A 13,013-nucleotide genomic window follows, 5' to 3' on the forward strand; every position below is an offset into this window, starting at 1 on the left:
TTTAAAGAGAAACTCCTCTCTTCCATGGGATAAAATCATCTTGACCTAATCGATCTGCCTTTGACTTTATTTCACCACTTGCTACCATTACAACATACTCCAAAATATCTTCACCCATTTGTTGTATAGTTTTTTCTCCACGAATAACAGCACCAGTATCAATATCAATAATATCTGGCATTCGTTCAGCAAGTATAGTATTTGAAGAAACTTTTAAAACGGGTGCAATAGGATTACCAGTAGGTGTGCCCAATCCTGTTGTAAATACAACCACATTGGCTCCTGACCCTACCATACCTGTGGTACTTTCAACATCATTACCCGGGGTGCAAAGTAAGTTCAAGCCAGGTTTTGTTACATATTCACCATAGTCCAAAATAGCTTCAATTGGCGATGTTCCGCCTTTTTTGGCAGCACCTGCAGATTTCATAGCATCGGTAATTAAACCATCTTTAATATTCCCTGGGGATGGATTCATATCAAAACCCGAACCCGCAGCCTCGGCCGAAGCTTCATAAGCTTTCATAAGTTGCATAAATCGAGCTGCATCATCATCGTTTACACATCGATTAACAAGCTCTTGCTCTACCCCACAAAGTTCTGGAAACTCAGAAAGAATTGGTGACCCACCAACTGCAGCTAGAATATCTGAAGCATAACCTAAGGCGGGGTTTGCAGAAATTCCAGAAAAACCATCAGATCCTCCACATTCCAATCCCATTTTCAAATTAGAAATAGAAGCTGGTTTACGTTGAATTGTATTAGCATCTTTTATCCCGGCAAATGAATCTTTAATAATGGTATTCAACATTTCATCGACCGTACCCATCTGCTGTTGCTCGTAAATAAGTACAGGCTTACTTAAATTTGGGTCAATATCATTTAATGCATTTTTCAAAAGGTCTATTTGCAAATTCTGACAACCTAAACTTAAAACAGTAGCACCTGCTACATTAGGATTTTTAACATAACCTGCTAAAAGTTTTGCTAGGGTTTGTGAATCTTGACGAATGCCACCACAACCACCTTGATGGGTTATAAATTTAACGTCAACGTTATCAAAAGCTTCACTGCTGGTTTCGGCTTTTCCATCATTATAATCAGCATCCTTCCCATTTATCAGATTACGTAATAATTGTCTTTGCTTTCGCTCTTTACCCATTGATAGTTCTTTTTCAAAAACTTCTTTGAGGACCTCTATATTTCTATTTTCACAAAAAACCAAGGGAAAAAACAACCATACATTTTGTGTCCCTACTTGCCCATCTGATCTATGATACCCCATAAACGTTCGGTCTTTCCACTTAGAGATATCTGGTGCCTTCCATGTAACTCTCTCTGTCCTTTTTGTAACCAAATTACTTTGATGTTTTACATTTTCGGTGGTTAGTACATCTCCTTTTTTAATTGGCAACATTGCCTTACCCACCAAAACACCATACATGAAAATTTGATCCTCCCTATCCAAATCAACAAATGCAATTTTATGTTTTGCTTTAGTATCGCTTAAGATAATAATTTCTTCACCTTCATATTGTACACAGTCACCCTGCACCAAATCTACTAAGGCAATTGCAACATTATCTTCAGCCTGAACTTTAATTAACTTTTTCTGCATGGATTCTATTTAAAAACTAACTTAATTTTGAGAAAGCCTCTTTAATACCGTACTCCTCAATCATTTTTAAGGATGTTGCAATAGCTTCCGTTAACCCTTCAATCTTATTCAAATCTTCATCCCAATACACAGTATTACCTAACACTTGTGATGCTATCTTTTCCATCGAATCTAATTTCCAAATGGCAGCCATTTCTGCCACAATTTCCTTACCATCATTAATAGGTAACTCTTTACCGTTATAAGTACCATTATAAAACCGAATTAAACACGCAAAAGCAAACACTGTTCGTGTCGGCAAATCGTTTGTTCGATTTACATATTCTAGCAAACTAGGTAAAACCCTAACCTTGAATTTTGAGATGGAATTTAATGCGATACTGGATAATTGATGTTTTATAAATGGATTTCTGAATCGGTCAAAAACAGCTTCAGCAAAGATTTCCAACTCCTTCTTTTCCATATCTAAGGTTGGAATAATTTCATCAAAAACCAACGACCTAATAAATGGTCCTGTAAAACTTTCATCTATGGTCTCTTTAACCGTTTCATTTCCGTAGAGTATAGAAAATGGTACCATTGCTGTATGTGCTCCGTTCAAAATTCTAACTTTTCTGGTTCGAAACGGTTGCATATCATCTACAATCTTAACAGCTAAATCTGTTTTATGAAATGGTAATTTTTCTTTTAATTTATCATTACCTTCAATCACCCATAAAAAGAATGTTTCAGCACTTACAATTAGATTATCCTGATACTCTAATTGCTTATAATAATATTCAATTTGGTCACGTGGGTAACCAGGTACAATTCTATCAACCAATGTATTATGGAAAGAACATGAATTCAGCACCCAATTCTTAAAATCTTTGGATAAATTCCATAATGAAACATAATCTAAAATAAACTGTTTTAGGGTATCTGAATTATAATTAATCAATTCACAAGGAATTATGGTCAACCCTTTATCTTTTGCTCCGTTAAAATGAGTAAAACGTTCAAATAAAAGTCTTGTCAATTTCGCCGGAAAAGAACTTGGTGGTGTCATTTCTAACGTATCTGAGGCTATATATGATATACCCGCTTCGGTAGTATTTGAAACTATAAATTCCAATTCTTCTTCTTTAGCTAGATTCAAATAGTCCTCATAATTAATGTATGGATCAATACCTTTAATAATATTGGTAATTAACTCTTTTTCTTCGACCTCTTTTCCATTCCTTATACCTTTTGTAAACAATGTATATAATCCATCTTGATCATTCAATATGGATACCATACCTTTATCAATAGGTTGCACTACTACTATACCGCCATTAAATCCAACTTCATTATTCAAAGTTTGAAATGCATATTCAACAAAGGCACGTAAAAAATTACCTTCTCCAAACTGAATTATTTTAATGGGTAATGTATTAGAAAGGCCTATGTTTTTTCTATTTAATTTCTGCATGAATTTTATAAAAAACGATGAAAAATTTTATAAACCAAATAAGCTAGGAAGCCATAAACTTAATTGCGGAATGTAGGTTACCAAGAATAGAGCAACAATCATAACAACAAACAAGGGCAGTAAGGGCTTAAAAACCTTTTCTATGGTGGTTTTAGCAACACCTACCCCAACAAATAATACTGAACCCACAGGAGGTGTACAAAGACCGATACAAAGGTTCAATACCATGATAATACCAAAGTGCACCGGGTCTAATCCCAACTTAGTAACTACAGGCAAAAATATAGGGGTAAAGATGAGTACTGCAGGTGTCATATCCATAAAAATACCTACGAACAACAACAATAAATTTATGATAAGAAGTATGACAATTTTATTATCACTAAGGCTTAAAAGGCCTGTACTAATATCTTGGGGAATATTCTCATAAGACAAGGCCCAAGACATACACATAGATGACCCGATTAATAGCATAACAATTGCCGTAGTTGCTGAAGAATCTAATAATATTTGCGGTAGCTTAGGAAGGGTTATTTCTTTGTAAACAAACCCTAATATTAAGCTATATAACACTGCTATAGCAGATGCCTCTGTAGCTGTAAAAATGCCCGTAACAATACCGCCAATAACCACAACCAACATAAAGAGGCTTGGCAATGCATTACTAAAAGCTTTACCCACTTGCCTTAAACTACTTCGCTTACCTACTTTATACTTCTTCTTTTTTGCCCAAAATGAAGCTACTATCATTAAGAACAATCCGGTCATGATGCCAGGTATATACCCTGCAAGAAAAAGTGCCGCAATTGAGGCGCCACCACTGGCCAATGAATAAACGATCAATACGTTACTGGGAGGAATAATTAAACCCGTAGTTGCTGAAGTTATATTCACAGCAGCACCAAATTCTTTTGAATATCCTTCCTTTTCCATCTCCGGTCCTAAAATACTTCCCATAGCAGATGCCGATGCCATCGCTGAACCAGCAATTGCTCCCATTAACATAGCAGCAATAACATTAATTAAGGCTAAACCACCAGGCAATGAACCAACGAGAGTTTTTGCAAATGCAATGAGTCGATGTGCTATTCCACCTTTATTCATTAGTTCGCCCGACAACACAAAGAAAGGTATGGCCAGCAGTGCAAAACTATCGAGCCCTGTAGCCATTCGTTGAGATACGGTTGTAAATGCAGGAATTGCTGGTATACTCACCAACATTGTTAATAACGATGAGATTGCAATACTCCAAGCTACTGGTGTTCCTATCGCTAAAAGGCAGATAAAACTAATTATCAGTACAAAAATCGGAATATATTCCATCATGATTTTAAATTTATTAAGTCAGATGCTTTATAATACATAATTAACAATCCACTTATAGGAATAATAATATAGACTACCGCTAATGGCAATTGTAAGGCAGGTGATTGTTGCCCCAGTACATATGAGATATATACCAGTCTAGAACCACCTATTACGAAAGCAAAAAAGACAAATAGAATAATTAGAATAGTCACTATAATCTTCAGATTTTTTTGAGTTTTCTTATTCTGTCTTAGGGGTAAAATATCAATAGCAACATGTAGATTACGGCCAGAAACATATGCTGCTCCCAAAACTCCTATCCATATCATTAAATACCGAGCTAATTCATCGGTAAATGAACTAGGATTTCCTGTTACGTATCTCGTAAATACTTGCCATAAAACATTGATGACCATCATTGACATAATTAGCATCAATGTTTTACTTAATAAGGCGTCTATTTTACTTCGCATAATACTTAATGTATTTCTTGAATTTGTTTAATAAGCGGATAAATTTCAACATCATCTTTATAACCTTCATAAATACTCTGTACTTTTTCCGCAAAAAGCGATTTATCTGGTCTAAAAATTTTAACGCCCGCCTTTTGAACTTCCCGCAGTGCTTCTTCCTCCGCTTCTGCCCAAAGTATACGTTGATATTCAACTGATTTTTCAACAGATTCGTTTAACCAGTTTTGTTCTTGTTCATTAAGTTTTTCCCATACATTTGTACCAATCAATAATACATCTGGCAGTACGGTATGCTCATCTAAAGAGTAGTATTTACAAACTTCATAATGACGAGATAAATAGAAACTTGGCGGATTATTTTCAGCACCGTCAACAACACCTTGTTGTAAAGAAGTATATAATTCACCCCATGAAATAGGTGTTGGTGAGCCACCTAAGGCCTTAACCATATTTACTGCTGTTACACTCTCCATTACCCGTATTTTTTCACCCTCTAAATCAGTGGGTTTTTCAATAGGTTTATTCATCGTGTAAAAACTGCGACTACCCGCATCGTAATATCCTAATCCTTTTAACCAATATTTCCCCCCTTCATTTAATAACATTTTTCCAATAGGGCCATCAAGAACATCAAATGAATGTTGACGATCTCGAAACAAAAAAGGAAGACCAAGCACTTTCATTTTTGGAGCGAAATTCTCCAAAACACCTACAGAAACTTTAGTCATATCTAAACTGCCAATTTGCAAAAGCTCAAGACATTCACGTTCGGTACCTAATTGCTGACTGGGGTATATTTCTAATTTAAGTTTGCCACCAGAACGTTCAAATAAATCCTCTCCCATTTTCACCATGGCCTTATGAACTGAATGACTAATATCTAAACCATGACCTAAGCGCAATGTTTTTGATTCATTTTCTATTTTGCAACTTAAGAACGTTAAGGCTAAAATAAAAATGGATATAATTGATTTACTTTTCATGTTATTTGTTTGGTACTACCATAATATTCTATAGAAATAAATATTTGTGAAATTTAAAAATTGAAATATTCTTTAGCGTTATTGTAACAAATATCTTGAATGATCTTACCCACCAATTCAAAATCTTGTGGCAATTCACCTCGCTCCATTTCTTGTCCGAAAAGGTTGCACAATACCCTTCTAAAATACTCATGCCTAGGATAAGAAAGAAAACTTCTAGAATCAGTCAACATTCCTATGAAACAACTAATAAGGCCCATATTTGAAAGTGCATTTATTTGTTTGGTCATACCATCTTTTTGATCTAAAAACCACCAACCAGAACCAAACTGCATTTTTCCTTTTATCTTACCATCATTATAATTACCTATCATGGTGGCCATTATTTCATTATCTGCCGGATTTAGATTGTATAAAATGGTTTTGGCAAGTTTATCTCTAGAATCTAACATATTTAAAAAACTTGACAACGTTGATGCTTGAGAATAATCACCGATCGAATCCCAGCCAGTATCAGGCCCAAGTATCCTGTTCATTCTTGCATTATTATTTCGTAAAGCTCCTAAATGAAATTGTTGAATCCAATTTCGTTTTTCATATTGCTCACATAAAAACAATAATAAGGAAGTTTGAAATTTCTCAACTTCCTCTAACGACAATTGTTTTTTAGCTCTTCTTTTTTGAAAAATTATTTCAATTTCCGAATCGGTAAAGGTTTTAAAAGGAACATAACTTAACCCATGGTCAGCTAGTGTACATCCATTTTCCTCAAAATAATCTAATCTTACATTTAGCGCATCACATAAAGATTTATAAGAATCAATAGTTACATTACTCACTTCTGATAATTTATCTAAATAATCAAGAAAAGAATCACTTGAAATCATAATAGCCTTATCTGGCCTAAATGCGGTGCTAACCTTGACGCTAAAATCACTATTCTTAATTTTTACATGATGATCCAAACTATCGATTGGATCCTCGGTCGTGCAAACAACCTCTACATTCATATTCTTTATCAGATTTTGACAACTAAAGTCCACTGTTTGCAGTTTAGCGGTGGCCTCATCATAAATTTCGTCGGCTGAATTTGAATTCAATAAAATATCAATATCAAAATATCTTTGTAATTCTAAATGAGTCCAATGATATAAAGGATTTCTTAGTGTATAAGGTACTGTTTTCGCCCATTGAGTAAACTTCTCCTTATCTGAAGCATCACCAGTTATAAACTTTTCTTCGATACCAAAAGTTCGCATTGCCCTCCATTTATAATGGTCTCCATTAATCCAAATTTTTGTAAGATTCTCGAAAGTGCGATTATTCGCTATCTCATTAGGAGGTAAATGACAATGATAATCTATAATAGGCATTTGAGATGCATAATCATGGAATAGCCTTTGAGAAAACTTATTCTCTAAAAGGAAGTCATTCTTTATAAATGTTTTACTTGTCATTATAGATTTACTCATTAAATTTCATTTGATGGTCTTCAAATAGCAACCAATATACCAACATCTACATAAACAATTCGTCCATTAATTAAAATGCTTGCTTCTAATGCCAGAAATATTGTGGCACCAGCTAAATCTTCAGGCTTACCATATTTAACCGATACTGTGATATTTATTATAAAATCATTAAAGGAATGAACATCTACACGAATAGGTTCTGTTTGAGAAGTATCAAAATAACCTGTGCCAATACCATTTAATTGAATAGTACATTTCGTCCATTCTGAAGCAAAACTGTGTGTCAGCATTTTAAGCCCAGCTTTTCTTTGTTGCAAAGCTTTTATATGCTGGAGTTGAATTTAGATAAAATAAAGGTTGTTCTCCAGAAATAGATTTAAAAATCACGTTTTTTACATCTTTACCTACAAAGAAAGCTTCCTTTTCACCTAAATCACATGATATACCATCAACAGATATTTCACCTTTTCCACCAACATTAACAATACCTAATTCTCTTCTATCAAGATAATTGAGTAGAAATTAAAATTCAACAATTATTCTCGTTTCAAATTATCATCATTTAAATTTAAAAAAACCTGTATAACAAGAATAAGTATTTAAATTCTGATAATGAAATCCACATTAAATGAAGTTATTAAACATGAATATAGCACTTAACCACTTTTTAGACCTTTTTAGTTAAATTGTTCATAAATACTATTATCTAATACCCTCATAACTACATACAATTGACAAAGAATTGCGTAATTTGAATATTATGTTAACTTTGAAAAAAAAGCAGCACATGGAGTTACTTGAAAAAGCTCAGGAATTTATAGGTCGAAAAATGAGTAATATGTCTACTAGTGACCGAGTAGAAGCATCTAGAGAAGCAAAAGCTCTTATTTTGAGCATTAATGAAATATACAAGAAAACTAAGGATCCTAGTTTAATGGATGTAATGAAAGATGTTACCGTAAAAAAGAAAAAGATTGAAAAACGATTAAATGGTCTTCCATTAGTATAAATCGTTTTATCTAATTTATTTTTTTGATTTATCAAATAAAAAAGCCCCTTTTAATAAGGGGCTTTTTTACATTTTACTACTATAAGCATTATAGTGAATTCTATTTTATGCAATTAAAACCAAAATCTACTTTTAAAAATTCTTCTTATTTCAATAATATTATTAAGTAATTTCAGCACTTAAACCAGCTTGCAGTAGTTTAGAACATTGCGGTTTTAACTCTTCATACTCTCCAGTCTTAACCGTGCATTTTCCTTTATAATGAACAATTAAAGAACATTGTTCGGCCTGTTCTGGTGAATGTTCACATACAGACATTAAGGTATTTATTACATGGTCGAAAGTATTGACCTCATCATTAAAAAGAACGATTTCATTTTGCTGAACCGTCTCTTCCTCTAAAAGTAGTTCTTCGGAAATTTCTTCTCTTGTGCTCATTCTATTCCAATTAATACAATCTAATTTACATATTTTGCGGCAACCCAATTATTACGTTCAAGATTTTTTTCAAATTTTAACTCTAATTCAACACATTTTTGAGTTATTATTTCCAAGTCTTCGATATAAAAACCACTTAACAATAATATTCCCTTCTCATTCAAAGATTTTACATAAGCAGGTAAATCTTCTAATAGAATATTTCTATTGATGTTTGCAATAATTATATCGTATTTTCTATCTTTTAATAATGCCACATCCCCCTCATATACAGAAATAAAATCCATATTATTCCGAATCACATTCTCCTGTGCATTCAAAAAACACCAATTATCTATATCGATTGCATCAACATCAGTAGCTCCTCGCATCGCAGTTAAAATTGCCAATACGCCAGTACCACTCCCCATATCCAATACTGTTTTATTTTTAACATTTAACTGTAAAATATGCTGCAACATCATATGAGTAGTTTCATGATGTCCTGTACCAAAGCTCATTTTAGGCTCAATTATGATATCATATTCAACACCTATTGGCTCATGAAAAGGAGCTCTTATCATACATACATCATCTACAATAATTGGCTTAAAATTTTGCTCCCAAGTAGCGTTCCAATTCTCTTGCTCAATTTCTTTATAATTATATATAAATTTATATCGAGGATTCTGCAGAATCTCAAGATTCTCTAATATATCTTCAGACCAATCTGCTTTTTGAATGTATGCTAACACTTCATCCTCCTCTTCAACAAAACTTTCAAAACCGGCTTCGCCCAATTCTGCTATGAGAATATCTGAAGCCGGTTCTTTAGGCTCTACCGTAAAACGATATTCAATATAGATGTTATTACTCATTTTTTAAAGCTCATTTTTTTAACTAAATCGCTTTAACGATAGCAATAAAATCATCAGCAACTAAAGCCGCACCACCAATTAAACCACCATCAACATCTGGTTTTGAAAAAATTTCTTCAGCATTACTTGGCTTAACACTACCACCATATAAAATTGTAACGTTGTTGGCTATAGTAGCATCAAAAGCATCTGCAATAGTTTTACGAATAAATGCATGCATTTCTTGAGCTTGTTCCGGTGAAGCAGTTTCTCCTGTGCCAATAGCCCAAACTGGCTCGTATGCCAATACTATTTTAGACCAAGCAGCTGGTTCTAAATTAAAAAGAACATTTTTCAACTGACCTTCGACCAATTTAAAATGATTACCAGATTTACGATCTTCTAATTCTTCTCCGAAACAGAACATTACTCTCATTCCCTTTTTCAAAGCAGCAACTACCTTTTTTGAAAGAATTTCGTCACCTTCACCAAAATACGCTCTTCTTTCCGAGTGTCCGATAATAACCGTATCTACACCAATACTTAAAAGCATATCTGCAGAGATCTCACCTGTAAAAGCTCCACTTTCAGCATAATGCATATTCTGTGCGATTACCTCTATTTTAGAATTATCCAATGCACGAACAGCGCTAGCTAAATTAACATATGTTGGCGCTACCATTACCTCTGCAGTGGTATCTGGCAATTTTGCCGATAACTCCGCTAAAAGTGTTTCAGTTTCTGCCAAATTCTTGTTCATCTTCCAATTTCCTGCTACTATTTTTGCTCTCATTTCAATTTTATTTCTAATTATTTTTTATTTACAATTTTAGTCAAATTTCAAATTCTCTAAATCGTTGTAATGTACTTTCTGTTTTATTGTACCCTTTTCTAATACTAATACTCCTGGGTTAGAACGAACAATAGTCTTCAAAGTCGTTTCGTCTGTAAAATAAAAATCAAACCCTAATCCGTTTTCCTTCTTTAACATAGTAGTTTGATCAGGACCAGATGCAGACATACCAATTACCTTATAACCCTTTTTCAATGCTTTATCGGTAACACTTCTAACTTCATGAAAAACATCAAGATCAGCCTTTCTTAAATCATATGCAATAACCATTACCAACTTTGGTTCTTGCAATAAAGAACTAGCAAAATCTTCTCCTTCTTGCTCAATGGTAAAGTCATGTACCGGTGGCTCGTACCCTGCTTGTATCTCACTTGTTTCAACTTCGACAAATTCACCATCTACAGCAGGGTAATCTCCATTGGTTATGTGAATTTCCTCATTGCCATTAACATTAAATTTCCATTTATATTCAAATATGGCTTTAGGAGCATTTTCTGGAAAACTCATTCCTTCCCCTATATTTTTCCCAATTTCATAAGGCCTAAAATCAATAACTGGCAAATGGTTAAGAACATAATATACATATCCTATACAGGCTAATAGTGAAACCATTAAGGCAGCTTTAACTATCTGTGGTTTTACTAATGGAGTAATATACTTTCTACCAGCATATAGTATAAGAATTAAAATTAAAAGAACCACATCTTTAGTAAAAGATTCCCAAGGGGTTAATTTAATAGCATCCCCAAAACAACCACAATCGGTAACTTTATTAAAATATGCAGAATAAAAGGTTAGAAATGTGAAGAACACAATCATAGCAAGCAATGTCCAAATTGTTATCTTACGCTTATATCCAAGAATAAGCATTACCCCTACCATAACCTCTACAACCACCACCAAAATGGAAATTGCCAAAGCATAAGACGTTAAGAATGGCAGATCTAAAACCCCTTGACTAAAATACTCCTCTAATTTAAAAGAAAAACCAACGGGGTCATTCAGTTTAATAAAACCGCTAATAACAAAAAGTATCCCAACAAATATTCTTACAACTCCTACTATATATTTCATCATCAATCTATTTCTTTTGATTCGGAACCCAAATGTATCAGTGCAAACACGGCATAATTAATTATGTCTTGATAGTTGGCATCTATACCTTCACTAACCAAAGTTTTACCTTTATTATCTTCAATTTGTTTTACACGCAGTAATTTTTGTAGAATTAAATCAGTAAGCGAACTAACTCTCATATCGCGCCATGCTTCACCATAATCATGGTTTTTGTTCAGCATAAGTTCTTTGGTAATCTTAATATGCTTGGCATATATATCTACTGCTTTTTCGATATTTAAATCAGGTTGTTCAGCAACGCCAAGTTCTAGTTGAATCAACGCCATAACAGAATAATTTATGATACCTATAAACTCTGAACGTTCGTCTTCATCAACCTTACGGACTTCATTTTCTTGAAGACTACGTATACGTTGCGCTTTAATAAATATTTGGTCGGTTAATGACGGTAACCTTAATATTCGCCATGCACTACCATAATCTGTCATTTTTTTTTGGTACAGATTCATACAAACCTGAATTACCTCATCGTATTCCTTTGCCGTATCTAGCATGTAATTCTATCTAATTTGTGTAAATTTCGCTTAAAAAAACGTAACCATCAAGATTGATGGTTTAAACTTGAATAATGCCACAAATTCTTGATAATGACCATAAATTGCAACGGTAAACTTATATCACTGGACCAGCCCAAGATAATGGGCATTTTAAATGTTACTCCAGATTCATTTTTTGACGGTGGAAAGTACAAGGACGAGACAAGTATTTTAAATCAAGTCGGAAAAATGATTAACGAAGGAGCCACGTTTATTGATGTTGGGGCATACAGTACAAGACCATGTGCCCATGAAGTAGATGAAAACACAGAATTAAATCGAATAATCCCAATTATAAAATTGATTCTGAAAGAATTTCCCAACGTTATTTTATCCATAGACACTTTTAGAAGTAGCGTTGCAAAAGAATGTGTACAACTAGGTGCAGCAATTATTAATGATATTTCTGCTGGTTTACAAGACCAACAAATGTTAAGCACAGTTGCAAGTCTGAATGTACCATATATTATGATGCATATGAGAGGGACTCCACAAAATATGCAGCAAAAAACAGACTATGATGATATATTCAAAGAAATTCTTTTATTTTTTTCTGAAAGACTTTCATTAGCCAAATCACTAGGGATTAAAGATATTATAATAGACCCCGGTTTTGGTTTTGCCAAGAATGCAAACCAGAACTTCGAACTCTTAAGACAATTAGAAATGATGAGTTTCATTGAGCACCCTTTATTAGTAGGCATTAGTAGAAAATCTATGATTTATAAAACCTTAGATACCTCTGTAGATAAAGCTTTAAATGGTACAACGGCATTACACATGGTCTGCCTACAAAAAGGCACTAAAATATTAAGAGTTCATGATGTAAAAGAGGCCATGGAATGCGTAAAATTACATGATCAATTAAATGCCTAAGTTTATACTCAATTCTTGTAA

The 13,013-nt window shown here is 33.6% G+C and carries 14 protein-coding genes; 2 read left to right on the forward strand and 12 right to left on the reverse strand.

The window, feature by feature from the left end; all coding sequences use genetic code 11:
* Position 1: 1 nt before the first annotated feature.
* From AACZ49_RS04135 to AACZ49_RS04165, 7 genes are read right to left on the reverse strand one after another with little or no spacing between them, the layout of a single operon-like run.
* On the reverse strand, positions 2-1,618 hold the full coding sequence (locus AACZ49_RS04135; protein WP_339651967.1) for an altronate dehydratase family protein: 1,617 nt from the start codon (positions 1,616-1,618) through the stop codon (positions 2-4).
* 16 nt (positions 1,619-1,634) lie between these two features.
* Complete coding sequence (locus AACZ49_RS04140) at positions 1,635-3,071, reverse strand: tagaturonate reductase (RefSeq protein WP_339651969.1); 1,437 nt, start codon at positions 3,069-3,071, stop codon at positions 1,635-1,637.
* Positions 3,072-3,098: 27 nt separating this feature from the next.
* Positions 3,099-4,394, reverse strand: coding sequence for a TRAP transporter large permease (locus AACZ49_RS04145; protein WP_339652191.1), 1,296 nt, complete (start codon positions 4,392-4,394; stop codon positions 3,099-3,101).
* A complete protein-coding gene (locus AACZ49_RS04150; protein WP_339651972.1) occupies positions 4,394-4,852 on the reverse strand; it encodes a TRAP transporter small permease in 459 nt (152 codons plus the stop codon). Before AACZ49_RS04150 ends, AACZ49_RS04145 begins: the two co-directional genes overlap by 1 nt.
* A gap of 5 nt (positions 4,853-4,857) precedes the next feature.
* Positions 4,858-5,835 carry a TRAP transporter substrate-binding protein gene (locus AACZ49_RS04155; protein ID WP_339651974.1) on the reverse strand — a complete coding sequence of 326 codons (978 nt, stop codon included), beginning with the start codon at positions 5,833-5,835 and terminating at the stop codon, positions 4,858-4,860.
* Between the two features lie 53 nt (positions 5,836-5,888).
* Entirely contained in the window at positions 5,889-7,292 is a 1,404-nt protein-coding gene (uxaC, locus tag AACZ49_RS04160; RefSeq protein WP_339652194.1) for a glucuronate isomerase, read from the reverse strand.
* 35 nt (positions 7,293-7,327) lie between these two features.
* Positions 7,328-7,624, reverse strand: a complete 297-nt coding sequence (locus AACZ49_RS04165) for an SDR family oxidoreductase (protein ID WP_339651977.1) — start codon at positions 7,622-7,624, stop codon at positions 7,328-7,330.
* A gap of 470 nt (positions 7,625-8,094) precedes the next feature.
* On the opposite strand from AACZ49_RS04165, the gene AACZ49_RS04170 reads away from it, so the two are divergent.
* Positions 8,095-8,316: a hypothetical protein gene (locus tag AACZ49_RS04170; protein ID WP_339651979.1), complete on the forward strand. Its 222-nt coding sequence runs from the start codon at positions 8,095-8,097 to the stop codon at positions 8,314-8,316.
* A 162-nt stretch (positions 8,317-8,478) separates the two neighbouring features.
* On the opposite strand, the gene AACZ49_RS04175 is transcribed toward AACZ49_RS04170, so the two are convergent.
* Genes AACZ49_RS04175 through AACZ49_RS04195 form a run of 5 tightly spaced genes read right to left on the reverse strand, consistent with a single transcriptional unit; the run spans position 8,479 to position 12,074 of the window.
* A complete protein-coding gene (locus AACZ49_RS04175; protein WP_091622406.1) occupies positions 8,479-8,754 on the reverse strand; it encodes an ATP-dependent Clp protease adaptor ClpS in 276 nt (91 codons plus the stop codon).
* Between the two features lie 20 nt (positions 8,755-8,774).
* Positions 8,775-9,611, reverse strand: coding sequence for a 50S ribosomal protein L11 methyltransferase (gene prmA / locus AACZ49_RS04180; RefSeq protein ID WP_339651982.1), 837 nt, complete (start codon positions 9,609-9,611; stop codon positions 8,775-8,777).
* 22 nt (positions 9,612-9,633) lie between these two features.
* Positions 9,634-10,383, reverse strand: a complete 750-nt coding sequence (gene tpiA / locus AACZ49_RS04185; protein ID WP_339651985.1) for a triose-phosphate isomerase — start codon at positions 10,381-10,383, stop codon at positions 9,634-9,636.
* 36 nt (positions 10,384-10,419) lie between these two features.
* Positions 10,420-11,517 (reverse strand): BT_3928 family protein, encoded by a 1,098-nt coding sequence (locus tag AACZ49_RS04190; protein WP_339652197.1) that lies wholly within the window; start codon positions 11,515-11,517, stop codon positions 10,420-10,422.
* A 2-nt stretch (positions 11,518-11,519) separates the two neighbouring features.
* Positions 11,520-12,074 (reverse strand): DUF1599 domain-containing protein, encoded by a 555-nt coding sequence (locus AACZ49_RS04195; protein WP_339651987.1) that lies wholly within the window; start codon positions 12,072-12,074, stop codon positions 11,520-11,522.
* A gap of 93 nt (positions 12,075-12,167) precedes the next feature.
* Between AACZ49_RS04195 and folP the strand changes: the two genes are divergently transcribed.
* Entirely contained in the window at positions 12,168-12,992 is an 825-nt protein-coding gene (gene folP, locus AACZ49_RS04200) for a dihydropteroate synthase (RefSeq protein WP_339651990.1), read from the forward strand.
* Positions 12,993-13,013 lie beyond the last annotated feature (21 nt).

This window comes from uncultured Maribacter sp. (genome assembly GCF_963975365.1).
In the GTDB taxonomy this organism is placed as follows: Bacteria; Bacteroidota; Bacteroidia; order Flavobacteriales; family Flavobacteriaceae; genus Maribacter.